The organism is Brevundimonas sp. LM2, from assembly GCF_002002865.1.
Lineage (GTDB): Bacteria > Pseudomonadota > Alphaproteobacteria > Caulobacterales > Caulobacteraceae > Brevundimonas.
Window position 1 is genome coordinate 2,240,256 of the sequence record NZ_CP019508.1, and the last position, 22,615, is coordinate 2,262,870.

Annotated in this window: 29 protein-coding genes and 2 tRNA genes; 16 read left to right on the forward strand and 15 right to left on the reverse strand. The window is 67.5% G+C overall.

Translation table 11 applies throughout. From position 1 onward, the window contains the following. Window positions 1-48 precede the first annotated feature (48 nt). From BZG35_RS11040 to BZG35_RS11055, 4 genes are all read left to right on the forward strand, one after another. Window positions 49-2,223, forward strand: coding sequence for a S9 family peptidase (locus BZG35_RS11040; RefSeq protein WP_077355695.1), 2,175 nt, complete (start codon window positions 49-51; stop codon window positions 2,221-2,223). Then, window positions 2,220-2,768, forward strand: a complete 549-nt coding sequence (locus tag BZG35_RS11045) for a GNAT family N-acetyltransferase (protein WP_171981839.1) — start codon at window positions 2,220-2,222, stop codon at window positions 2,766-2,768. The genes BZG35_RS11040 and BZG35_RS11045 overlap by 4 nt, the downstream gene beginning before the upstream one ends. A gap of 30 nt (window positions 2,769-2,798) precedes the next feature. Beyond that, a complete protein-coding gene (locus tag BZG35_RS11050; RefSeq protein ID WP_077355696.1) occupies window positions 2,799-3,125 on the forward strand; it encodes a hypothetical protein in 327 nt (108 codons plus the stop codon). 65 nt (window positions 3,126-3,190) lie between these two features. Continuing rightward, a complete protein-coding gene (locus tag BZG35_RS11055; RefSeq protein WP_077355697.1) occupies window positions 3,191-4,612 on the forward strand; it encodes a hypothetical protein in 1,422 nt (473 codons plus the stop codon). Between the two features lie 4 nt (window positions 4,613-4,616). Here BZG35_RS11055 and BZG35_RS11060 read toward each other — a convergent pair whose 3' ends face one another. Further along, window positions 4,617-5,045, reverse strand: coding sequence for a response regulator (locus BZG35_RS11060; protein ID WP_077355698.1), 429 nt, complete (start codon window positions 5,043-5,045; stop codon window positions 4,617-4,619). Between the two features lie 157 nt (window positions 5,046-5,202). Here BZG35_RS11060 and BZG35_RS11065 point away from each other — a divergent pair, with 157 nt between their 5' ends. Then, the gene (locus BZG35_RS11065; RefSeq protein ID WP_171981941.1) at window positions 5,203-5,805 is read left to right on the forward strand and encodes a sensor histidine kinase; all 603 of its coding nucleotides are present in this window, start codon (window positions 5,203-5,205) and stop codon (window positions 5,803-5,805) included. Window positions 5,806-5,852: 47 nt separating this feature from the next. Here the strand turns inward: BZG35_RS11065 and BZG35_RS11070 are convergent. Further along, window positions 5,853-5,926, reverse strand: a tRNA-Gln gene (locus tag BZG35_RS11070). A gap of 157 nt (window positions 5,927-6,083) precedes the next feature. On the opposite strand from BZG35_RS11070, the gene BZG35_RS11075 reads away from it, so the two are divergent. Then, a tRNA-Pro gene (locus BZG35_RS11075) sits at window positions 6,084-6,160 on the forward strand. Between the two features lie 49 nt (window positions 6,161-6,209). Continuing rightward, the gene (locus tag BZG35_RS11080; protein WP_077355700.1) at window positions 6,210-6,401 is read left to right on the forward strand and encodes a hypothetical protein; all 192 of its coding nucleotides are present in this window, start codon (window positions 6,210-6,212) and stop codon (window positions 6,399-6,401) included. Here the strand turns inward: BZG35_RS11080 and ilvC are convergent. Next, window positions 6,398-7,399 carry a ketol-acid reductoisomerase gene (gene ilvC, locus BZG35_RS11085; RefSeq protein ID WP_371454842.1) on the reverse strand — a complete coding sequence of 334 codons (1,002 nt, stop codon included), beginning with the start codon at window positions 7,397-7,399 and terminating at the stop codon, window positions 6,398-6,400. The two genes, BZG35_RS11080 and ilvC, sit on opposite strands and share 4 nt — an antisense overlap. 22 nt (window positions 7,400-7,421) lie before the next feature. Between ilvC and BZG35_RS11090 the strand changes: the two genes are divergently transcribed. Continuing rightward, entirely contained in the window at window positions 7,422-7,967 is a 546-nt protein-coding gene (locus BZG35_RS11090; RefSeq protein ID WP_077355701.1) for a DUF924 family protein, read from the forward strand. Between the two features lie 7 nt (window positions 7,968-7,974). On the opposite strand, the gene BZG35_RS11095 is transcribed toward BZG35_RS11090, so the two are convergent. Further along, on the reverse strand, window positions 7,975-8,547 hold the full coding sequence (locus tag BZG35_RS11095; protein ID WP_216351846.1) for a TetR/AcrR family transcriptional regulator: 573 nt from the start codon (window positions 8,545-8,547) through the stop codon (window positions 7,975-7,977). A 263-nt stretch (window positions 8,548-8,810) separates the two neighbouring features. Between BZG35_RS11095 and BZG35_RS11100 the strand changes: the two genes are divergently transcribed. The 6 genes from BZG35_RS11100 (at window position 8,811) to BZG35_RS11120 (ending at window position 12,142) form a co-directional block, all read left to right on the forward strand. Then, window positions 8,811-9,533, forward strand: a complete 723-nt coding sequence (locus BZG35_RS11100; RefSeq protein ID WP_077355703.1) for a sterol desaturase family protein — start codon at window positions 8,811-8,813, stop codon at window positions 9,531-9,533. Between the two features lie 80 nt (window positions 9,534-9,613). Continuing rightward, window positions 9,614-10,474 (forward strand): thymidylate synthase, encoded by an 861-nt coding sequence (locus BZG35_RS11105; RefSeq protein ID WP_077355704.1) that lies wholly within the window; start codon window positions 9,614-9,616, stop codon window positions 10,472-10,474. Between the two features lie 3 nt (window positions 10,475-10,477). Next, window positions 10,478-10,900 carry a DNA-binding protein gene (locus BZG35_RS17660; protein ID WP_150126009.1) on the forward strand — a complete coding sequence of 141 codons (423 nt, stop codon included), beginning with the start codon at window positions 10,478-10,480 and terminating at the stop codon, window positions 10,898-10,900. After that, window positions 10,879-11,262 carry a hypothetical protein gene (locus tag BZG35_RS11110; protein WP_077355705.1) on the forward strand — a complete coding sequence of 128 codons (384 nt, stop codon included), beginning with the start codon at window positions 10,879-10,881 and terminating at the stop codon, window positions 11,260-11,262. Before BZG35_RS17660 ends, BZG35_RS11110 begins: the two co-directional genes overlap by 22 nt. Window positions 11,263-11,271: 9 nt before the next feature. Continuing rightward, window positions 11,272-11,799 (forward strand): dihydrofolate reductase, encoded by a 528-nt coding sequence (locus tag BZG35_RS11115; protein ID WP_077355706.1) that lies wholly within the window; start codon window positions 11,272-11,274, stop codon window positions 11,797-11,799. Between the two features lie 16 nt (window positions 11,800-11,815). After that, window positions 11,816-12,142 (forward strand): YbjQ family protein, encoded by a 327-nt coding sequence (locus tag BZG35_RS11120; protein WP_077355707.1) that lies wholly within the window; start codon window positions 11,816-11,818, stop codon window positions 12,140-12,142. Window positions 12,143-12,222: 80 nt separating this feature from the next. Here the strand turns inward: BZG35_RS11120 and BZG35_RS11125 are convergent, their stop codons facing one another. Both BZG35_RS11125 and BZG35_RS11130 read right to left on the reverse strand, forming a co-directional pair. Beyond that, entirely contained in the window at window positions 12,223-12,957 is a 735-nt protein-coding gene (locus tag BZG35_RS11125) for a sterol desaturase family protein (protein WP_077355708.1), read from the reverse strand. A gap of 82 nt (window positions 12,958-13,039) precedes the next feature. Then, window positions 13,040-14,137 carry an NADH:flavin oxidoreductase gene (locus tag BZG35_RS11130; RefSeq protein WP_077355709.1) on the reverse strand — a complete coding sequence of 366 codons (1,098 nt, stop codon included), beginning with the start codon at window positions 14,135-14,137 and terminating at the stop codon, window positions 13,040-13,042. Between the two features lie 193 nt (window positions 14,138-14,330). Here BZG35_RS11130 and BZG35_RS11135 point away from each other — a divergent pair, with 193 nt between their 5' ends. Beyond that, a complete protein-coding gene (locus BZG35_RS11135) occupies window positions 14,331-14,675 on the forward strand; it encodes a YciI family protein (protein WP_077355710.1) in 345 nt (114 codons plus the stop codon). A 93-nt stretch (window positions 14,676-14,768) separates the two neighbouring features. Here BZG35_RS11135 and BZG35_RS11140 read toward each other — a convergent pair whose 3' ends face one another. Then, window positions 14,769-15,143 carry a hypothetical protein gene (locus BZG35_RS11140; RefSeq protein WP_077355711.1) on the reverse strand — a complete coding sequence of 125 codons (375 nt, stop codon included), beginning with the start codon at window positions 15,141-15,143 and terminating at the stop codon, window positions 14,769-14,771. A gap of 98 nt (window positions 15,144-15,241) precedes the next feature. Next, window positions 15,242-16,309 (reverse strand): Mrp/NBP35 family ATP-binding protein, encoded by a 1,068-nt coding sequence (locus tag BZG35_RS11145; protein ID WP_077355712.1) that lies wholly within the window; start codon window positions 16,307-16,309, stop codon window positions 15,242-15,244. 73 nt (window positions 16,310-16,382) lie between these two features. Here BZG35_RS11145 and miaA point away from each other — a divergent pair, with 73 nt between their 5' ends. After that, complete coding sequence (gene miaA, locus BZG35_RS11150; RefSeq protein WP_077355713.1) at window positions 16,383-17,252, forward strand: tRNA (adenosine(37)-N6)-dimethylallyltransferase MiaA; 870 nt, start codon at window positions 16,383-16,385, stop codon at window positions 17,250-17,252. A 6-nt stretch (window positions 17,253-17,258) separates the two neighbouring features. Here the strand turns inward: miaA and BZG35_RS11155 are convergent, their stop codons facing one another. From BZG35_RS11155 to BZG35_RS11185, 7 genes are read right to left on the reverse strand one after another with little or no spacing between them, the layout of a single operon-like run. Next, window positions 17,259-17,711, reverse strand: a complete 453-nt coding sequence (locus tag BZG35_RS11155; protein WP_077355714.1) for a nuclear transport factor 2 family protein — start codon at window positions 17,709-17,711, stop codon at window positions 17,259-17,261. Window positions 17,712-17,743: 32 nt separating this feature from the next. Beyond that, complete coding sequence (gene lpxB / locus BZG35_RS11160) at window positions 17,744-18,889, reverse strand: lipid-A-disaccharide synthase (RefSeq protein ID WP_077355715.1); 1,146 nt, start codon at window positions 18,887-18,889, stop codon at window positions 17,744-17,746. Continuing rightward, window positions 18,886-19,743, reverse strand: coding sequence for an LpxI family protein (locus BZG35_RS11165; protein ID WP_077355716.1), 858 nt, complete (start codon window positions 19,741-19,743; stop codon window positions 18,886-18,888). Before BZG35_RS11165 ends, lpxB begins: the two co-directional genes overlap by 4 nt. After that, the gene (gene lpxA / locus BZG35_RS11170; protein WP_077355717.1) at window positions 19,740-20,522 is read right to left on the reverse strand and encodes an acyl-ACP--UDP-N-acetylglucosamine O-acyltransferase; all 783 of its coding nucleotides are present in this window, start codon (window positions 20,520-20,522) and stop codon (window positions 19,740-19,742) included. Before lpxA ends, BZG35_RS11165 begins: the two co-directional genes overlap by 4 nt. Then, a complete protein-coding gene (gene fabZ / locus BZG35_RS11175) occupies window positions 20,519-21,001 on the reverse strand; it encodes a 3-hydroxyacyl-ACP dehydratase FabZ (protein ID WP_077355718.1) in 483 nt (160 codons plus the stop codon). Before fabZ ends, lpxA begins: the two co-directional genes overlap by 4 nt. Before the next feature lie 3 nt (window positions 21,002-21,004). Further along, window positions 21,005-22,006 (reverse strand): UDP-3-O-(3-hydroxymyristoyl)glucosamine N-acyltransferase, encoded by a 1,002-nt coding sequence (lpxD, locus tag BZG35_RS11180; protein ID WP_077355719.1) that lies wholly within the window; start codon window positions 22,004-22,006, stop codon window positions 21,005-21,007. Between the two features lie 7 nt (window positions 22,007-22,013). Then, window positions 22,014-22,592 carry an OmpH family outer membrane protein gene (locus tag BZG35_RS11185; RefSeq protein ID WP_077355720.1) on the reverse strand — a complete coding sequence of 193 codons (579 nt, stop codon included), beginning with the start codon at window positions 22,590-22,592 and terminating at the stop codon, window positions 22,014-22,016. Window positions 22,593-22,615 lie beyond the last annotated feature (23 nt).

Here is a 22,615-nt window from a genome sequence, read left to right on the forward strand (position 1 = left end):
TGCCCCGTCGCACAAGCTGTCGGTCTGTCCTACAGGGAAGGCCCCGCCATGAACCGCCGCCAGTTCGTCGCCACCACCGCTGCGTCCGCGCTGGTCGCCGCCGCCTCGCCCGTTTTCGCCCGCCCGTTCGGAGTTCCGATGACCCTGCCCACCCCGCCCGTCGCCAAGAAGATCCCGGTGACCATCGAACAGCTGGGCCGGACCCGGACCGACGACTATCAGTGGATGAAGGACGACAACTGGCAGGCCGTGCTGCGCGACCCGACCCTGATCAAGGCCGACGTCAAGGAGCACCTGATCGCCGAGAACGCCTACCGCGAGGCCATGCTGGCCTCGACCCTGCCGCTGCAGACTCAGATGTTCGAGGAGATGAAGGGGCGGATCAAGGAAGACGATTCGTCCGTGCCGGCGGCGGACGGACCGTGGGAGTACTACAGCCGCTTCGACACTGGGATGCAGCATCCGCTGTTCTGCCGCCGGCCGCGCGGCGGCGGGGCGGAGACGATCCTGCTGGACGCCAACGCCCTGGCCGAGGGCAAGGCCTATTCGGAGGTGTCGGCGGTCGAGCACAGCCCCGACCACGGCCTGTTCGCCTATGCCGAGGACGCCCAGGGCTCGGAGGTCCACCAGATCTACATCCGCGACCTTGCCAGCGGCGAGCTGCTGCCCGACCCGATCCCGTCGGCGACCGGCAACTTCACCTTCTCGCCCGACAGCGCCCACATCTTCTGGACCAACCGCGACGACAACGGCCGGCCGGACAAGATCTATCGCCGGCCCGCGCGGGGCGGCGAGACGGTGCTGGTCTATGACGAGGCCGACGACGGCATGTTCCTGGGGGTTGGACGGTCGGCGGACGACGCCTTCGTCCTGATCACCGTCCAGAACCAGGAGACGTCGGAGGCCTGGGCGATCCCGGCTGCCACGCCCGAAGCCCCGCCGACGGTCCTGGCCGCCCGTCGGGTCGGGGTCCGCTACGACGCCGACCACTGGCCCGACGGCTGGGTGTTCCGCACCAACGACGACGACGCGATCGACTTCAAGCTGATGACGTCCCCGACGGATCGGCCCGAGCGCGCGGCCTGGCGCGATCTGGTCCCCTATCGGCCCGGCCGGTTCATCGAGGGCTTCGACCTGACGTCCGCCCATCTGGCCTGGCAGGAGCGGGCCGAGGCCAACACCCGGATCGTGATCCGCGACAAGGCCGGCGACGAGCACGAGATTGCCGCCGACGAGCCGGCCTACGCCCTGTCGCTGGCCGGGTCGTCCGAGTTCGACACCACGGTCACCCGCTACGGTTACAACTCGCCGTCCACGCCCACCTCGACCTACGACTACGACATGGCCAGCCGGGCCCGCACCCTGATGAAGGTGCAGGAGATCCCCTCCGGTCACGATCCGGCCGACTATGTGGTCGAGCGGCTGAACGCGCCCGCCCCCGACGGCCAGATGGTCCCGGTGACGGTCGTGCGGCGCAAGTCCACGCCAGTCGACGGCTCGGCCCCGCTGCTGCTGTACGGCTACGGCTCCTACGGCATTCCGATGCCCGCCGGCTTTTCGACCGGGCGGCTGTCGCTGGTCGATCGCGGCTGGATCTATGCCATCGCCCACATCCGGGGCGGGTCGGACAAGGGCTGGGGCTGGTTCCTCGAGGCCCGGAAGATGACCAAGAAGAACACCTTCACCGACTTCATCGCCTCGGCCGAGCATCTGATCGCCAACCGCTATGCCAGCGCGGGCAAGATCGTGGCCCAGGGCGGATCGGCGGGCGGGCTGCTGATGGGCGCGGTCACCAATATGCGGCCCGACCTGTGGGCCGGCATCATCGGCCAGGTGCCCTTCGTCGACGTGATCAACACGATGTCGGACGTCAGCCTGCCCCTGACCCCGCCGGAGTGGCCCGAGTGGGGCAATCCGATCGAGGATCCCGAAGCCTACGACTATATGATGAGCTACAGCCCCTATGATCAGGTCGAGGCCAAGGCCTATCCGGCCATCCTGGCGACGGGGGGTCTGTCCGATCCGCGCGTCACCTATTGGGAACCTCAGAAATGGGTCGCCAAGCTGCGGCCGGCGACCACCTCGGGCAATCCGGTCCTGCTCAAGATCAATATGGAGGCCGGGCACGGCGGAGCCTCGGGCCGCTTCGACTATCTCAAGGAGGTCGCCCACGACTATGCCTTCGCAGTCTGGGCCATCGAGCGAGGCTGGGAGACGGCGTGATCCGCGAGGCGACCGCGACCGACCTGCCGGCCATCACGGCCCTGTATGGCCGCGAGGTCCTGACCGGCACGGCGACCTTCGAGCTGGAGCCGCCCTCGCTGGCCGAGATGACGGCCCGGTTCGAGGCCGTGCGAAGCAAGGGCCTGCCCTGGCTGGCGGCCGAGGTCGATGGAAGGTTCGCCGGCTATGCCTATGCCTCGCCGTTCCGGCCGCGCCCGGCCTATCGCTACGGGGTCGAGGGCTCGATCTATGTCGAGGAAGCGGCGCGAGGTCGGGGCGTCGGGCGCGCGCTTCTGACCGGCCTGATCGAGCGAGCCCGCGCCCTCGGCCTGCGCCACGTCATCGGAGCCATCAGCGACAGCGCCACCAGCGAGGCCTCCATCGCCCTGCACGAGCGCCTGGGCTTCCGGCGCGTGGGTGCCTATGTCCAGGTGGGATGGAAGTTCGACCGCTGGCTGGACGTCCACCTGATGCAGCTGGACCTCGCCCCCGAGGGGTCCCCCCCGACCGGGCCGGGTCTGAACCTCGGCGGCGGGTTGGCTTGAGGCGAGCCTGCATCGCGCCTAGATAGGGTCATGGCGACATTTCGGACCCTGTTGATGCTGCTCGGCGCTCTGGGTGTCCTGCTGCTGGGTGCAACGTCGCCGGTCATGGCCGAAACCGGCCCGCCGCCCTGCCACGAGATGGCGGGCATGGTCGGCATGGATCACGGCACGCCGACTTCCACGCCCGAACGGCCCATGAAGAGCATGGCCTGCTGTGTCGCCTGTATCGCCACCCTGGGCGTGCCTCCACCCCTGCGGTCGGCCGTCGCGCTGCCTCGCGCGCGTCCGGTGGCGCTCGACCGCGCCCTGCCCAATGGCCTGCTCACAACGCCCGAGACCGGACCGCCCAAGGGCTGAACCTTCCGAACAGATTCGTCGGCGAGCCGCTCGCCACCCCGAACTCTCTTTGCAAGGAGCCCTTGATGGCTGCCCAATCTCTCGCCGCGCTCAGCGCCGGCGCTTCGCTGCTCGCTCTCGCCCAGCCTGCGTTCGCGCAAGCCCATGCCGGGCACACAACGCCGACCCCGGCTGATCCACACGCCGATCACGCCATGATGCCGGCACCCACCCCACAGACCGCGCCGCAGCCGCTTAGCCCGAAGCCCGATGTGCCCGGCATGGACCATTCGATGCAGGACATGTCGTCCATGGAGGGGATGAATCACGGCGACCAGCCCATGACCAGCGCCCTCGGTCCATGGCCCTTGAGCCGGGATGCCTCGGGCACCAGCTGGCAGCCGGACGTATCGGAGCACGCCGGCATCCATACGATGCGGGGCGACTGGTCCTTCATGACCCATGCCTTGCTGAACCTGACCTATGACGGCCAGAATGGTCCCCGAGGCGACAAGCAGACCTTCGTTTCCGGCATGCTCATGACATCGGCGCGGCGCGCTTTCGACGACGGATCGACGATGAACCTTCGGGCCATGGTCAGCCCCGATCCCCTTATGGGCAAGCGCGGCTATCCCCTGCTGCTCGCCGCCGGCGAAACCGCCGACGGGATTCAAACGCTGGTTGATCGCCAGCACCCGCACGACCTGTTCATGGAGCTTTCGGCCAGCTATGCGCGCCGTCTTTCCGACACCGACAGCGTCTTCGGCTACATCGGCCTGCCGGGCGAGCCGGCTTTCGGGCCACCCGCCTTTATGCACCGCATGAGCACGATGGATTCGCCCGAAGCGCCCATCACCCATCACTGGTTGGATTCGACCCATATCGTGTTCGGCGTGGCGACCCTGGGCTGGGTGCACGATGCCTTCAAGCTGGAGGCCTCGACCTTCAAAGGGCGCGAGCCGAACCAGCATCGCTACGATATCGAACGGCCGGAGTTCGACAGCTGGTCGGTGCGCGCCTCCTGGAACCCATCCCCAGAATGGTCGCTGCAGGCCTCCTATGCCGACGTGACATCGCCCGAGCAGTTGTCGCCCGACGATGACGACACGAAATGGTCCGCCAGCGCCATCCATACCCGCCGGATCGGGACCGAGGGCTGGTGGTCCACGACGCTCGCCTGGGGCACCAAGGCCCACGGCGGCGACGATGCGACCAATGCGCTGGCGTTTGAGTCTGCCTTCAGCCCCAACGCGCGTTGGACTGTGTTCGCACGAGCCGAACGGACGGAAACGGACGAGTTGCTAGAGCTGCCCGGCGGGGCCCACGGCCCGGTCTATACTGTCGGCAAGGTCTCGATCGGCGCAATCCGAGACTGGCGCGTGGCCGAACACGTAACGTTCGGGCTGGGCGCGCTCTACGCCAGCAACTTCGTACCGAATGATCTCGAGCCGGACTACGCGGGCGATCCAGACGGCGGGATGATCTTCATGCGGTTGAAGATCGACTAGTCGCTCAGTGCGGCGCGATCGTCGCCGGCGGCGTGGACAGCCAGGGCGCCAGACGGAACTTGCGGGGCGGGTCCCCGACGGTACGGTTCAGGATGAACTGGCCGGCGAAGGCGACGACCGCGCGGATGGTCTGCTCGTCGAACGGTTTGCACACCGCGCCCAGGGCCCCGGCGAACCCGTCGGGGATCTGTTCGGGGTTGGCGGTCAGGAAGACGACGGCGGTGCCGTACTCGGTCACCAGCCGGTGGGCGATCTGAGGACCGGTCATGCCGTCCAGGAGGTTGACGTCGACCAGGGCCAGCGTCGGGCGCTCCCGCTCCGCGATCTGGAACGCGCCCTCCCGATCCATGGCGCAGCCGACCACGTCGCATCCGGCGTCGCCGAGCACGAGCTCCAGCTCCATCGCGAGAATGGCCTGGTCTTCCACGATCATGACCCGAAGGTCAGAAGCTTGATTCACCCACGTACCCCAAAGCCGGCCGCCGCCCTTACCCGCTACTGTGTCGGTTACCGCACACGGGAAACGCGCGCTTGGATAAAGGGTTCACCCCCTCTAAGAAAAGCGTCAGTCTATGATGCCCGGGGGGCGAATGACCGCAAGCGCGGAAGTCCGGATCGCGGCGCTGGAGCGCCGCCTGTCCGGTAGTTACAGTCTGCTGCAGGCGCTGGTGGGAATACGTCTGCGCAGCGTCACGGATCCCGAAAGCCGTCGCCACCTGACCTGGCTCAGCGACGTCGTCGCGGCCATGGGCCTGTTGAACCGACGGATCAGCGAGGACGGTCCCGTCGATTTCGCCGCCTATCTGGACGATGCGATCGGCTTCTGGCGGCGCGTCGCCGAGACGCGCGAGATCCAAATCAGCGTCCGTGCGGTAGAAATCCTGTTGCCCGAGACCCACGCCCTGCCCCTGGCCATCATCGTGCACGAGGTGATGTCGAATGCCGTACGCCACGGCTTTCCCGACGATCGGCGCGGCTCGATCGCCGTGGCCTATGCCCGGGCCTCGGACGGCATCAGCCTGATCATCCGCGACACGGGAGTCGGGGCCCCGCGGATCGCACCGGGCGACGGTCTGGCCCTGGTGCAGGGCCTGGTCGAGCACCTGGGTGGAACGTTCGCCATCGAGACGGCCCCGGCGGCCGGGGTCGGCATTCGCGTCCGCCTGCCCATCCCGGGCACCACGACCCACTGAGCGGTCAGGGCGCGGACGGCTTTGCGGTCAGCTGCGGCGGGGCGGGGTGGCTGGGGAACTAGGACTCGAACCTAGAATGACGGTACCAAAAACCGGAGTGTTACCATTACACCATTCCCCAGCAGGCCCGGTGCGCCCCGAGGCCTTGGCCTTGGGGAGGCGGTCGAATACGCCAAGCCCGACGGCGATGCAACACCCGCTTTCCGGACTATTTCGCGTCCGGAATGAACGGTGCTTGCGGGCCCCCGACCCCGTCGCTATAAGCCCCGTCCTCAAGTCGGAGTGTGGCTCAGTCTGGTAGAGCACTGCGTTCGGGACGCAGGGGTCGCAGGTTCGAATCCTGCCACTCCGACCATCTTTCCCGGTTCCCGGAACCGGCCGCCGTCGCGGCCATTGGTTCGCCGATGGAACAGACACCCCCCAGAAACCGCGCCAACCTTCGAATCAAGGGCAAGCGATTCGCCGTCGCCGGCCGGATCGAAGTGACACCCGCCGGCCTTCTGGCCATCGCCGGTCTGGTCAGCAGCATCCTGTTGTCGGTCGCCGCTGTGGTCGAGGTCTCGGCCGGGGCGCGCACCGGCCGCCTGCCCCGCTAGGATCGTCGGTCGGTCGCCGACCCGGCCACGGCCGCCAGGCGGGCCCCCACAGCCTCTATGGTGCGCTCGCCGAGCGCCTTGCGCCGGGCCAGCAGTTCGGGCGAGCCGGCGTCGTAGTCGGCCATCAGGCGTTTGACGAACGACCCGTCCCGGACCTCGCCCAGCACCGCGTCCATGGCCGTGCGCGAGGCCTCGCCGATCACGCGAGGCCCGGTCAGATAGGCGCCGTATTCGGCGGTGTTGGAGATCTTGGCGAAGGCCCCGGCGATGCCGCGCTCGTACATCAGGTCGGTGACCAGCTTGACCTCGTAGAAGCATTCGAACCAGGCGACCTCGGGCGGATAGCCGGCCTCGACCAGTTTGATGAAGGCCGCGTCGATCAGTTCGCCGACCCCGCCGCACAGCACGACCTGCTCGCCGAACAGATCGCTCTCGCATTCGGCCGCGAAGGTGGTCTCCAGGATACCCTTGCGGCCGCAGCCGAGCGCCGCCGCATAGGACAGGCCCAGGGCGTGGGCGGTGCCGGTGGCGTCCTGGTGCACGCCGAACAGGCAGAACACCCCCTCCCCGGCCTCGTACAGGTCGCGAATGCGCGGGCCGATGCCCTTGGGCGAATCGAGGATGACGTCCAGATCGGCGCGTGGCGCGACCAGCCCGAATCGCACCGACAGGCCATGGGCGAAGATCAGCGCGGCTCCGGGCCGGATGTTCGGTTCGATCTCGTCGCGGTACAGGTCGCGGTGGGCCTCGTCCGAGACCATCACGGCCACGACGTCGGCCCCGGCCGTGGCCTTGCCCGCCGTTTGCACCGGAAAGCCGTCCGCTTCAGCCTTCGCCCGCGTGGCCGAGCCGGCCTTCAGCCCGACGACGATATCGGTCACGCCCGAGTCGCGCAGGTTCAGGGCATGGGTGCGCCCCTGGCTGCCGTAGCCGATTATGGCCACGCGCTTTCCCCGAATGATCGACAGGTCGCAGTCGCGATCATGGAAGACGGGCAAGGGAGCGGCTAGGGTCTGGGTCATGACGCCCCTCATAACGCCTTCGTCCGTCGTCGCCTTCTGGAAAGAGGCGGGAAAGGCCAGGTGGTATGCCAAGGACGAGGCCTTCGACCGCGCCTTCCGCGAGGCGGGGCATGCCCTGCACTGGGCGGCGGCGCGACGCGAGTTGGACGACTGGATCGAGACGGCCGAGGGCGCGCTGGCGCTGATGATCCTGCTCGACCAGTATCCCCGGAACAGCTTCCGCGGCACGGGGCATCAGTTCGCGACCGATCCCCTGGGATTGATGTTCGCCCGGCGAGCCTTCGCCCTCGGCCATCCCGCCACCTTCGATCCGGACCTGCGCCAGTTCTTCATGACGCCGTTCGAGCATTCCGAGGATCTGGACGACCACGACGCCCTGATCCCGCTGCTGGGCGACGACATGCCGGAGGTGGCGAGATACGCCAAGATCCATCGCGACATCATCGTCCGCTTTGGCCGCTTCCCGCACCGCAACCGGGCGCTGGGGCGCGAGACGACGGTGGAGGAGCAGGCGTTCCTGGATCAGGGCGGGTTCAGCGGCTGAGCGCCGATCAGGCCCCCAGGAAGACCGTGCGGACGAAGGCGCGGTACGCGAGCAGCTGGCGCGCCATGATCTGCGGTTCGCGCAGGGTCTTCGACAGGATGATGCCGCCGTCGATGATGACGGTCAGCATGTCGGCCAGGTCGCGCAGGTCGATGTCGACGCGCGGCGGATAGACGGCGGCGATGGTCTCCAGGCGGGCGACGAACTGCGCCCGCCAGACCAGGGTAAGGTCGACGATCACGGCGCGCACCCGGGCGTCATACTGCTGGTCCTGATAGACGAAGCTGGCGACGAGGCAGCCCGGGCGGGTCGCCTGCACATCGATCAGGGTCTCGGCCAGCAGCTTCAGCCCGACCAGAAAGGCGTGCAGGGGATCTTCGTTCAGCTCGGCCGCACGATCGAAGATGTCCTCGAAGATCGACAGGTTCTGCGACCTGAACCGCTCGATGAGGCCCAGCGCCAGATCGTTCCGGTCGCGGAAATGATAGAAGAACCCGCTCTTGGTGATCGCGGCCTCGAACAGGATTTCGTCGATCGACGTCGCCGCGAAGCCCTTGGCCAGGACCGAGGCCTCGGCCACGTCCAGGATCCGGTCTCGGGTCTGATCGCCGCGAGAGACGCGGAGTCTGGGTCTTTCCGTGAGTAGAGACTGCACCATGAGTGCGGTTTTCCTCATTTCGACCACATGAGCGGGCGGCCAAAGACGCCGCTATCGTTCATACAGAGTTGAAAGATAGTGGGAAATACGCCCCGTCGATTACTGGACCATGCGACGGCTAACCGTGCGCAGCGTCGTCTTTTATCACTTCGGCCTCCCCAGATCGTCCCCCACGGAGGTTAAAGATGTTCAATGTTGTGACCCTATCCATCACGGCGATGTTCGCCGGCTTCATCCTGCTCGACACCGTCTGGCGGCCCCGCGACTACCCTTCGACCCCCGGGTGGCGATTGAAGGGTCTGGCCGCCTTCGCCCTCTACATGACCGTGGCCCTGTTCGCCCCGTTGCTGTGGGACGCCTTTCTCGCGGAGCACCGGCTGATCGACCTGACGTCCGCGCCGCTCTGGCTTCAGCTGGGCGTCGGGCTCGTGACGTTCCAGCTGACGATGTACCTGTGGCACCGGATGCTGCATGGCGTCGACTTCCTGTGGCAACACCTGCACCAGACCCATCATTCGGCCGAGCGCGTCGACGTCTGGGGCGCCTTCTGGTTCCACCCGCTGGACATGATCGCCTGGACGCTCCAGGGCAGCCTGACCCTGGTGTGGATCGTCGGCCTGTCGGTCGAGGCGGTCATCCCGATCGTGCTGTTCAACAGCTTCATGGCCATGTTCACCCACGCGAACGTCCGCACGCCACGCTGGCTCGGCTGGATCATCGCCCGTCCCGAGATGCACGCGGCGCACCATGAGCGCGGCGTCCATCGCTCCAACTACTGCGACCTGCCCGTGGTCGACATGGTGTTCGCCACCTGGAACAACCCGCCGAAGGCACCGAAGGAGGCCGGTTTCTTTGACGGCGCCTCGAGCAAGCTGGGGCCCCTGCTGATCGGCCAAAAGCTGGCCTGACCGGTGACTGAACCGCAAGATTGTGGGCAAGTGATTCGCGGCCTCTGACGGAAGGCCGCGAATCGGCCAGACTGCGCACCATGACCGCCACCGCTCCCTCGATCGACCGCCTGGCCTCAACCGCAGGGGCCGCGCCCGCCGACCATCCGGAATGGCAGTATCTGAACCTGCTGCGCGACATCCTCGATACCGGGGTGCGGCGCGACGATCGGACGGGCACCGGCACCTTGGGCGTGTTCGGCCGGCAGATGCGGTTCGACCTGTCGAAGGGGTTTCCCCTGCTGACGACCAAGAAGCTGCACCTGCGCTCGATCATCGTCGAGCTGCTGTGGTTCCTGCGCGGCGAGACCAACATCGCCTGGCTCAAGGACAACGGCTGTTCGATCTGGAACGAATGGGCCGACGAAAGCGGCGAGCTGGGGCCGGTCTACGGCAAGCAGTGGCGCTCCTGGGCCGCGCCGAACGGCCAGAGCATCGACCAGATCGCCCGGCTGATCGAGGGGCTGAAGACCAACCCCAACAGCCGCCGCCACATCGTCAGCGCCTGGAACCCGGCCGACATCGAGGACATGGCCCTGCCGCCCTGTCACTGTCTGTTCCAGTTTTTCGTCGCCGACGGCAAGCTGAGCTGCCAGCTGTATCAGCGCTCGGCCGACGTCTTCCTGGGCGTGCCGTTCAACATCGCCTCCTATGCCCTGCTGACCATGATGGTAGCCCAGGTGGTCGGGCTGGAGCCCGGCGACTTCGTCCACACCTTCGGCGACGCCCACCTGTATGCGAACCACATCGAGCAGGGGGAACTTCAGCTGACCCGCCAGCCCCTGGCCCTGCCGACCATGACGATCGCGCCGAAGCGGGACCTGTTCGCGTTCGAGCCGGGGGATTTCGTCCTGTCAGGCTATGAGGCTCATCCGCACATCAAGGCGGCCGTCGCGATTTAAGCTATGGCCGATCCAAGCGCAGATCACCTCAAGAAGCTCGCCGAAATGCGACTTGCTGATGCGGTGGTCCTGCTCGAAGCGGGGCGACACAGCGCGGCCTACTATCTGGCCGGCTATTCAGTCGAGTGCGGTTTGAAGTCCATTATCGCGTTGTCATTTCGCGCCACGGTCATTCCGTCGCCAAAACTCGTTAGCGCCGTCCACACCCACGATCTCGTTTCTCTTCTCACTCTAGCGGGGCTCAAACACGATCTGGACGGTGCCGGACGAAGTGACCCGGCTCTTGAGGCAAACTGGGCGTTTGCGGCAGGATGGAAGGAAACCTCGCGATATGAGACAATCGATCCCTTCTCCGCCAACCGGATGTTGACGGCCGTCGGCGATTCAGATTCCGGAGTGATTAAGTGGTTGAGAACACACTGGTAAACGAAGACATAGATGCAGCGGGGCGGCTAGTCTCCTTTCTCGACGACCACGGGCTCAAAGTCAGAGGGGCGCTTTGGCTTTATGACAGCGACGCCGAGCGTTGGCGTTTCGTGATTGCGTTTCACGAGGCGCGGAAAGATGTCACCTCGTTCTATCTCGACGTGGCCAAGGCGACCTCCAAATCACAAAATGGAGGGCTGCTCGACCTCTCCAGGGTAGACATCGTTGACCCCGACCGCTCAATCTTCACCGCGCTGAGGGGGATAATTGCCGTGGACGGAAACAGCCGTGTGCGGTTCAGCAATAATCGGATTAATGGCGTCTACCTTGAAGATGCGCTGATTTACCGTCTGAGCGCTTAAGTCGAAAAATTGACCATCCCCCACATCGCCCTCGTCGTCGCTCGGGCCAGGAACGGCGTCATCGGCCGGGACGGCGACCTGGCGTGGAAACTGCGCAGCGACCTGCAGCGGTTCAAGGAGATCACCCTGGGCAAGCCCTGCATCATGGGCCGCTCGACGTGGGAGAGCCTGCCGCTGCGACCCCTGCCCGGCCGACTAAACCTGATCCTGTCGCGCGACCTGTCCTATGAAGAGCGCGGCAAGGCGAAGGGGGCGGTGGTCTGTTCCAATCTGGCCGACGCCCTGGATATCGCGCGGGAAACGGCTGAGGACGACGGGATCGAGGAGGTCTGCGTGATCGGCGGCACGGCCCTGTTTGAGGCCGCCCTGCCCCGCGCCAGGCGGCTCTACATCACCGAGGTCGAGGCCGAGCCGGAGGGCGATGCCCTGTTCCCGGCCTTCGACGAAAGCCTCTTTCGCGAGACGCTGAACGAACGGCATGATGCGGGCGAGAAGGACGACCATCCGTTCGTCTTCCGCATTCTGGATCGCATCTGAAGGGGAGATCGCCGCCATGCTGACCTCGACCACCAATGACATCGCCGGCCACCGGATCGTGCGCCACATCGGCGTGGTGCGCGGCATCACGGTGCGGTCGCGCAACGTCGTGTCGGACGCCCTGGGCGGCATCCAGTCGATCCTGGGCGGACGGGTCGGGGCCTATGTGAAACTGGCCGAGGTGTCGCGCCAGGAGGCCTTCGAACAGCTGATCGAACACGCCGAGGCGGCCGGGGCCAATGCCGTCCTGGCGATGCGCTACGAGTCCAATGAGATCATGCCCGGGATCACCGAGGTGCTGGCCTATGGGACGGCGGTGGTGGTTGAGGAAGTGAGGGCTTAGTGAGTAGGTCTTAGGGCTTAGAAGCAAACGCGCTCGTCCTAAGAACTAAGACCTAAGACCTAAGACCTAAGACCTAAGACCTAATCCCTCACCTCCGGCATCGCATCGGTCCCGCACCAGCGGTCCCAGAGACGGAAATACAGGCCGAAATTCGTCTTCATATGGGTGTGGTGGCGGCTGTGGTGGGTAGCGGTGATCAGGTGCGAGCCGACGCGGCCGCGCACCCAGCGGTCGGGCCACATCTCCCAGCCGCAGTGGTTCATCACCGCCGTGGCGGTCATCACCGTCAGCATCACCGCCAGCATCCAGATGTTGAGCGGGACCAAAAAGGCCAGCAGCGGCAGCAGCCAGGCGGTCATCGCCGCCTCGGACGGGTCGAAGGCGAAGCTGGCGAACGGGCTGGGGTCGCGGGCGCGATGGTGACCAGCATGGGCCCATCTGAAGATGCGCCGGTCGTGCAGCAGCCGGTGGGTCCAGTAGTAGTGGGTGTCCTGCACCACCAGCAGCAGGATGAAGCTCAAAGGCAACCACCACAGCGGATAGGCCCCCGGATCGACGTACAGCCTGGTGCCACCCGCCTTCCAGGCCTCCAGGGCGATGGCGGCCGGGAAGGCATAGATCGGGGTGGACAGTAGCGAGTATTTGATCTCGTGCAGGATCAACCGGCGCGAAGGCGTTTCGCGGTTCAGCCGCTGGCCGATGCCCTGCGGCCGGCCCCAGGTCAGCCACCACACCCCGCCCGCGACCAGCAGGTAGCGCGCGCCGATGATCAGGCTGAGCCACAGGGTGGAAAGGGCGACGGCGGTGAGGGTCATTGAGATGGGTGGCTGGTGGCTGGTGGCTGGTTCGCGTTAGCCACCAGTCACTAGCCACTAATCACCTCGACAACCACTGTCCCTAGTGAAGCACCGCCATATGCCCGCGCTCGAACGCCGAGAGTTCGTCCTGGCGGCCGTCCTTGATCTTCAGCACCCAGTGGGGGTCCGCCAGCAGGGCGCGGCCGACGGCGATCAGGTCGAACTCCTCGCGCTCCATCCGGGCGATCAGCCCATCCAGCGAGGCGGGCCTGGAGCCCTCGCCCCCGAAGGCGGCGATGAATTCGCCGTCCAGCCCGACCGAGCCGACGCTGATGGTGGGTTTGCCGGTGATCTTCTTGGCCCAGCCGGCGAAGTTCAGGTCCGAACCCTCGAACTCCGGCTCCCAGAAGCGACGCTGCGAGCAGTGGAAGACATCGACCCCGGCGTCGGACAGGGGCAGCAGCCAGTCGGCCATCTCGTCGGGCGTATTGGCGATGCGGGCGGTGAAATCCTGCTGTTTCCACTGCGACAGGCGGATGATCAGGGGGATGTCGGGGCCCAGGCCCTCGCGCACCGCCTTGACGACCTCGACCCCGAAGCGGGCGCGCTCCTTGATCGTCGGGCCACCCCAGCGGTCACCGCGCGTGTTGACGCCGGACCAGTAGAACTGGTCGATCAGATAGCCGTGGGCGGCGTGGATCTCGGCGGCGTCGAAGCCGAGGTCGCGCGAGGCGCGGGCCGAGCGACCGAAGGCGGCGATGGTGTCGGCGATGTCCTCCTCGGTCATCGGCTCGTATTTCTGCTTGCCGGGGGCGACCAGGCCGGACGGGCTGTCGACCTGGCCGAGGGGCTGCCACTCCGCGCCCTGCCCGCGCGCGGCCCCGACGTGCCAGATCTGCGGCGCGATCAGGCCTCCGGCGGCGTGCACCTCATCGACCACCTTCTGCCACTCGGGCAGGGCCTCGCCGTGAAAGACGGGGACGGCGGCGTCGTTGCGGGCGGCCGGGCGTTCCACGACCGTGCCCTCGGTGATGATCAGCCCGACCTGGCCCTCGGCGCGGCGGCGATAATAGGCGGCGACGTCGTCGGTGGGGATGCCGCCCGGGCTGAACGACCGCGTCATCGGGGCCATGACGATGCGGTTGGGCAGGGTCAGGCCCTTGATCGTGAAGGGTCGGAACAGGGTGTCGACGGACATGGGCGGCTCGCAAGATGACGGGAACCGACAAGGTGGCGGTCAGGGTTGCGTTTGAAAACCCTAAAAGGGGGATATTTGTGGGCTGCACCGGCCGTCTGGGCCACCGGCGCTGAAAGCGGACGTGCCGATGATCCGTTCGGGGTGGGTAGCAGACCTCGTCGGAACGATAGAATGACCAGTGGCTTAGGCTGTCATGCCCCAGTTCATAACGATCGGCTATGGCAATCAGGTCGGCTACGACGGGACAGATAAGTCGGTGCGCGACGCCGCGCATGCAGCTGATGCGGAGCGAGTTCGACGAGGCGATCAGATGGGTATCGCAGGTAAGCCCGTCCAAGTGCGTAATCACAACGGCACTAGGGTGGAAATCACGGACGGTGCGTTTCTATCGGCTGGTTTACCTATTGCGGGATTTGCTCTCATCGAAGCCAGCGATATGTCAGCCGCCATCGAAATCGCGGCAAACAGCCCCTGCGCCGTGGCCCAAGGCGTCGTCGAGGTCTGGCCACTGAACCCCACTCCAGACTCCAAAACCTAAAGCGCCTCCCTGTGTTAACTTCCGACCGGCCGAAGCGACCAGGGTCTGCAACGGGTCAAGACCGGCTAAAAGCATCAGGCCGGATAGCAAGCGCTAGACGGGCCTTCGCCAGACCGGGAAGGCGGCGTTTCCGGTTGAAGACATCGCTTTGATCATCAGGCCATGATCAAAGTCCGCAAGGCTGGACAGGAAGCCAAGCGCAGCGTCTTCACCTGTCGCACCTTGGGGATATGAGCACGCCAATGCGTAATCGTCTGCGAACAACAGCCACCAAACGTCCGCGCCCCATGGCCCGCTATCGTTCGTTTCAATAATCACTGAGCTAAGAGCCGCCTTAGGAACAGACTTTTCCTGACCTTTGTCGTCACGAACACGGATGTCCGCATCGTCCACCGCGACAACCCAGCGGCTTTCAGGGTAAAGGGGTTTCGGCGTCGATTTCCCCTTCGACTTGAACCATCCGAACATAATCTTTGCTTTCCAGATCTGAGCGGCACAGTAGCGAACTCTCCAACGTCCGATAAGAGTTGGGCGCAGGCCCACGCACAGGTGCCGGCTCCGGACCTTCAGCCCGTCGGCAGCAGTACCGCCGCGACCCGCTCGGCGAACCGCGCGAACCGCGCCGCGATCTCCCCGTCTGGATCGCCGACCACGACCGGCACGCCCGCGTCCCCGCCCTGGCGCAGGGCGGCGTCCAGGGGCAGGTCGCCGAGGTAGGGGATGGACAGGCGGCCGGCCTCGGCCTCGCCGCCGCCGCGGCCGAAGACGTCGCCGGACATGTTCTCGATCAGGCCGAGGGTCGGGACGTTCACCTTCGCGAACAGGGCGTGGGCGCGACGGGCATCGGCCAGGGCCACCTCCTGCGGGGTCGAGACGATGACGGCCCCGTCCAGCGGGGTCTTCTGGATCAGGGTCAGTTGCACGTCGCCCGTGCCGGGCGGCAGGTCGACGACGAGGATGTCCAGCGGCTCGGCTTCCGTGCCCCAGCGGGTCTGGGTCAGCATCTGGGTCAGGGCCTGCGACGCCATCGGCCCGCGCCAGACCATGGCGTCGGAGGCCTGGGTCAGCAGGCCGACCGACATGGCCTTCAGCCCGTGGGCCGTGTGCGGCACCATGGCCCCGTCGACATAGTCCGGCTTGCCCGACAGGCCGAGCATGGTCGGCAGGCTGGGGCCGTGGACGTCGGCGTCGAGGATGCCGACGCGGAGGCCCCGGCGCGCGAGGGCGGCGGCCAGGTTCACCGAGACGGTCGACTTGCCGACTCCCCCCTTGCCGCTGGCGATGGCCAGGACGCGGCGGACATGGGCCGGGCGGTCGGTCGGCACGGGAGCCCTGGCCCGGGTCTGTTCGACGGCGGCGGGCGACAGGGAGGCCTTGCGCGCGGCGGGGGCGGTCTCGGCGGTCAGGATGACGGAGACGCGGGCCATGCCGGGCATGGCCTTCAGCGCCGCCTCGGCCGCGTCGCGCACGGGGGCATAGGCGGCGGTGCGGTCGGCGGGCACCTCGATGACGAAGCCGGCGCGGTCCTCGGACACGGTCAGGCCTTTCGGCACGCCGGCATCGACCAGGCCCCGGCCGGTGGCCGGGTCCGGGATGGCGTTGAGGACGGCTTCGACGGCGGCGCGATCGATCAAGGCAGACTCTGGGCGTGGTTGCGAGGGCGGGACGCGCGTTCTATCGCCATCCCTTGCCGCAAGCGAGCGCCCCGTGCCCCGACCGTCCCTCACCCTGATCGCCGGACCGACCGCCTCGGGCAAGTCGCGCCTGGCGCTGGAGATGGCCGCGCGGACCGGCGCCGCCATCGTCAATGCCGACAGCCAGCAGCTGTACGCCGACCTGCGGATCCTGACCGCCCGTCCCTCCGCCGAGGAAGAGGCCCAGGCTCCGCACCACCTGTACGGCACGGTCGACGCGGCCGAGGCCTGGTCGGTCGGCCGGTGGACCCGGGCGGTGATGCCGCTGCTGGCCGAGCTGCGGGCCGAGGGTCGGCCGGTGCTGATCGTCGGGGGAACGGGCCTGTATTTCAGCGCCCTGACCAAGGGTCTGGCCGACATCCCCGACGTGCCCCTGGCCGCTCGCGAAGAGGCCATGGCCCTGTACGATACCGAGGGCGAGGCCGCCTTCCGCCTGCGCCTGACGACCTTCGATCCGCCCGCCGAGGCCGCCATCGAGGCGGGCGATCGCCAGCGGCTGACCCGGGCCTATGCCGTCGCCCGAGCCACGGGGCGGTCGCTCAGCGACTGGCGCGCCTCGACCCGACCCCTGCTGGAGCCCGGGACCTACGACCGGCAGGTGATCGAGCCGGACCGGCATGCCCTCTACGCCGCCTGCGATGCGCGGGTGGTGCGGATGATGGGGGACGGCGCGCTGGACGAGGTTCGAGCCCTGGTTGCCCGAAACCTGGACCCGGCCCTGCCGGCGATGAAGGCCGTCGGGGTGCGTGAGCTGTCGGCCCATCTGGCCGGAGACACGACGCTGGCGGAGGCCGTCGCGGCCCTGCAGCAGGCGACCCGGAACTACGCCAAGCGGCAGCTGACCTGGTTCAGAAACCAGTGCGCGGACTGGCCCAGGCAGTGAAGCAAATCACGGCGCGACGATCGACGCCTGCCGGGCCAGGAACATCCAGCGGCCACCCTCCCAGAGGAAGACATTGGTGAAACGACGCTGCAGCGTCTCGCCCGGATGGAGACGCCCCAGATTGCTGGCCGGCGCCGGAGTGACCGCCTCTCGTCCCATGACGATGCCGACATTACCGGTCAGGGCGACGGCCTCGATCGAGCGCTCGAAGGTTTCGCTAGCGATATCGCCGCGTCCCAGCATGGCGACCACCTCGGCCTTGCGCTTCACCGCATTGGCCGGGGCATTTATCATATAGTTGGGGTGCATGAAGGCCTGTTGGGCGGCCGCGTCTTCCTCGACGATGATCCGCATTTGCTCGGCGTCCGCCGCCCGCAGACTGGCTTCGGTCGGCTCCGGATCCGGCGCGGCTGCTCCCATCAGGAGAAGACCCATCACGCCGATAAGCATTTGACGCATCGCGGCCTCGCCTGGGCGGGTGGTCGGTCGGTTCAAGCGACCGGCAGCAGACCTAGCACAGTTTCGGCCGCGATCTCCGACGGATCCCGCCCTTCCCGGCCCATCCTGTCGAGAGCAGCGGTCTGGCGGGCGGACTGGTCGGCGCGGGCGGCGGGGTCGTCCAGCAGCCGGGTCAGTTCGGCCACGAACCGGTCGGGCGTCGCCTCGGTCTGGATCAGCTCCTTGGCGATCTCCTGATCGGCGGCGTGGTTGAACAGGGTGGCGTATTTGCCGGTGAAGAAGGGCTTCATGATCGCATAGCTGACCGGCGCGAACCGGTAGCCGATGACCATGGGGACCCCGGCCAGGGCCAGTTCGGTCGAGACCGTGCCGCTGGTCGCCAGGGCCACGGTGGCGGCCTTCATCGCCGCGTATTTGTCGGCCTCGGTCACCAGATGGGCGCGGAAGGGCCAGGCGGCGACGCGGGCGGTGACGTCGGCGGCGACGGTGCCCGCGGCGACGACGGCGATCTGCAGATCGGGCCGCTCGGCCTTCAGCCGCGCGGCGGCCGCCTCATAGACGGGGGTCATCAGACGGATTTCGCCGGGCCGGCTGCCGGGCAGGATCAGCAGCAGAGGGGCGTCAGGGGCGATGCCGCGCGCGGACCGGAAGGCGACGGGATCGGCCCCCGTCATGTCGATGTGCAGGGCCTGGGACCCGACCACGGTGGTGGGCAGGCCCTCGGCTTCGAACCAGGGCGCGTCGAAGGCGTAGAGGGCCAGCAGGTGATCGACGGCGGCGGCCAGGGTCTTGGCGCGGCCCGGGCGCGAGGCCCAGACCTGGGGCCCGACGTATTTGATCAGTTTCACCCCGGGCAGGGCCGCGCGGAGGGCCTTGGCGACGCGGATGGTGAAGCCCCAGCTGTCGATCAGGACCACGGCGTCCGGCCGTTCGCGCACCGCCATGGCGACCGTGTCGGCGACCCGCGCCTTGACCCGGCCATAGGCCCGCAGGCCCTCCAGCCAGCCCAGGACCGACAGTTCGGCGATGTCGAACGGGCTGACGATGCCCTGCTCGGCCATGCGCGGGCCGCCGATGCCGATCAGGGCGATGTCCGGGCCGCGTGCCTTCAGGGCGGCGGCCAGACCGGCCCCCAGGGCGTCGCCCGAGGCCTCGGCCGCGACCAGCATGATCTTCATGGCGCGGTCTCCGGCAAAGGCTCGCCCCAGACGTAGAGGCCCAGCCGGTCCGCCGTCTCGACGATCGCATCCCGGTCGATCAGGATCAGCCGTCCGGCAACCCCGCCGATACCCGCCAGACCGGCGGCGGCCGCGAGTTCGACGGTGCGGGTGCCGATCACCGGCATGTCGACGCGCAGGTCCTGGATCGGCTTGGGGGCCTTGCCGAGCGCGCCCTTGCGGCTGGCCGCCGAGCCGCGCAGGTCGGCCGGCAGGCCGGCGACGCGGCTCAGCATGGCGTCGGTGCCCTCCTGAGCTTCCACCGCGAGGACCAGGCCGTCGCAGACGACCGCCCCCTGGCCGATGTCCAGTTCACCCGCCTTTTCCGCGACATGCAGAGCTTTCCTGAGATCGGCAAGCTGGTCGGTCAAGGGGGTGATCGTTCCCAGCGTCCCGGCCGGAAGCGTATCGCCGCCGAGAATGTCGTCGGCCCCCTCGACGGCATAGCCCTCCGCCTCGAACACCGACAGGATCTTGCGCAGCAGGGCGTCGTCGCCCTTCGTCGCCGCCGCGATGATGCCCGGCAGCACTGACGCGCCCTTCAGATCCGGCTTCAACCGTTTGAAATCGGGTCGACTCACGGTCCCGGCCAGGCAGACCGCCGTACAGCCCTCGCGCTTCAGTGCCTTCAGGATGCCGCCGATCTCGGCCATGCCGAAGGTGGCGCCGGGCCAGCGGTCCAGATGATGATCGGCGAAGCCGTCGAGTCGCACCACGAACAAAGCCCGGCCCTCGGCCTCGCAGCGGCGGGCGATGGCATGGGGCAGCGCGCCGCCCCCGGCGATCAGGCCCAGCGTGCCGGGCGTGGCGCTCATTCGCCCGGCAGACACAGGGGGCGTTTGGCGTCGGTGCGGATGAAGGCGACGATCTCCATGATCTCGGGCAGGTCGGCATAGGCGGCCTCGACCCGGTCCAGACGGTCGGCGAAGACTTCCTGGCCTTCGAACAGGTCGCGATAGGCCGCCAGCAGGCGGCGCACGGCGTCCTTGCCATAGCCCTTCCGCTTCAGCCCGATCAGGTTCAACCCGTGCAGTCGCGCGTGATTGCCCCAGGCCGAACCATAGGGGATGACGTCGCGGGTCACGGCGGCCAGACCACCGACGATCGCCCCCTGCCCCACCCGGCCGTTCTGGTGCACGGCGCATAGGCCGCCCAGGAAGACCTTGTCGCCGATCCGGGCATGGCCGCCCAGCGTCGCGCTGTTGGCCATGACCACATGATCGCCGACGACGGCGTCGTGGCCGACGTGGGCCCCGGTCATGAACAGGCCGTGCGACCCGACGCGCGTGACGCCCGTCCCCTGGGGCGTGCCCCGGTTGAAGGTGCAGTGTTCGCGGATGCTGTTGTCGCTGCCGATCTCCAACCGCACGGGCTCGCCACGATAGCCGTTGTGCTGCGGGTCGCCGCCAATGACGGCGAAGGGATGGATGACGGTGCGCGCCCCGACGGTGGTGTCCTGCTGCACTACGACATGGCTGACCAGGTGGACGCCCGTCTCCAGCGCCACGCCCGGCCCGACCGTGCACCAGGGCCCGATGACGACGTCGTCGGCCAGGGCGGCGGAGGGATCGACGATGGCGCTGGGATGGATCATGTCGCGGGCTGGTCGACCTTGACCACCATGGCCATGAACTCGGCCTCGGCGGCCAGCTTGCCGTCGATGAAGGTCTCGCCCCGGAATTTGTAGGCGTCGCCGCGCGCGCGGGTGACCTTGACCTCCATGCGCAGCTGATCGCCCGGCCGGGCGGGCTTGCGGAACCGGACGCCATCGATCGACATGAACATGATGACCTTGTCGGCCACGGCGACGTCCAGGGTCTTGGACATCAGCAACGCCCCGGTCTGGGCCATGGCCTCGACGATCAGGACGCCCGGCATGACCGGGTCGATCGGGAAATGGCCCTGGAAGAAGGGCTCGTTGTGGCTGACGTTCTTGATGCCGACGATCGAGGTGGCGGGCACGAAGGCCTCGGCCTTATCGACCAGAAGGAAGGGGTAGCGGTGCGGCAGGCGCCGCATCACCTCAGCATAGTCGATGCGGATGTCGTCAGTCGTCGTCGTCGGGTCGGTCACGCCTTAGTCCTTCTTGCGGTTGACCTGTCTGGCAAGCCAGACGCTCTCGCGCAAGAACTGTCGGATCGGCTTGGCGGGATAACCGGACCAGGTCTCGCCCGGCGGAATGTCGGCCAGCAGACCCGCGCCCCCGGCCACGCGGGCGCCGTCCCCGATGGTCAGGTGATCGCCGACGCCGGCCTTGCCGCCGAACATGACGTTGTCGCCCACGGTGACGGAGCCGGAAATGCCGGTATGCGCGGCGAGCAGGCAGTTGCGCCCGATGATGCAGTTGTGGCCGATCTGGACCAGATTATCGATCTTGGTGTTCTCGCCCACGACGGTGTCGCCATAGGCTCCGCGGTCGATACAGCTGTTGGCCCCGACCGTGACCCCGTCCTGCAGGATGACGCGCCCCAGTTGCGGCACGTCCACCGGCCCCCCCGCCGTGCCCGCCGCGCCGAAGCCGGCCTCGCCGATCCGGGCCCCGGCATAGAGCTTCACCCGGTCGCCGATCAGGGCGAAGCTGATGCTGACTCCGGTGGCGATCCGGCAATCCCGTCCGATCTGCACGCCCGGACCGATGACCGTATTGGCGCCCACCCGGGTGCCGCGACCGATCCGCGCGCCCTGCCCCACGACCACGCCCGGCTCCAGCACGACGGTTTCGTCCTCGCAAACCGCGTCCGCCGAGGCGGGCGTCAGAACGACCTCGGGATGCAGGTGCGCCGCGACGCGGGCCCAGGCGGCCTGGGGTTCACGCGACACGATGACGACCGCCGCCGCGGGCGCCAGATCGACGGCGGAGGGCGGCACAAGGACCACCCCTGCGCGCGAGGCGGCCAGGGCGACGGCGAATTTGCGATCGGCCATGAAGGCGACCGCTTCGGCATCCGCCTCGGCCAGCGTGGCCACGCGGGCGATGACGACCTCGAAACGACGAACGACCTCGCCACCCGTCAGGGCCACGAGGTCGTCCAGTGCGATCGGGGCCGACGGGGTGAAGAACCGGACGTCGGGCGACATGAGTGGCCTACTGGGCTTGTTGTGCAGGCACCGGCAGGCGGTTGAAGCTGAGCGTCGGCAGGGCCGTGTTCAGACGACCGATCACCGTGTCGGTCACGTCCATGGCCGGATTGACGATGAAGACGCTCTCACGGTCCACCAGGATGCCGCAGCCGCGCTCCTGATAGACGGCGACCAGGATCGGCTCGACGGCGGCCGAGATCAGGCGGCGCTGTTCGGACAGCGTGTAGCGCAGCTCTTCCTGACGGGTCTGTTCCAACTGCTGCGCTTCCTGGATGCGCTGCTGCAGGGCGGTGCGGCGGGCGCCGTCCGGATCGGCGGCCTGGCCTCCCTGCTGCAGGGCGGTGATCTCGGTCTGGATGGCCGAGCCATAGGGGGCGAGCTCACCCTGGGTTTCGGTGGCCAGCTGCTCCATCCGCGTCTGAACGGCCTGGCCGACGGTCGACTGGGCCAGCAGGCGCTGGTTGAAATAGACGCAGACGCCCGGGATGGCCGGGCCGGGGTTTTGCGGACCTGCGGTCTGGGCCGTCGCGGCGCCGGCGGTCAGCGTGGCGAGGGCGAAAGCCCCGAGAGCGAGAAGTTTCATGGAGGAACCTTTGGAGGCCAGAA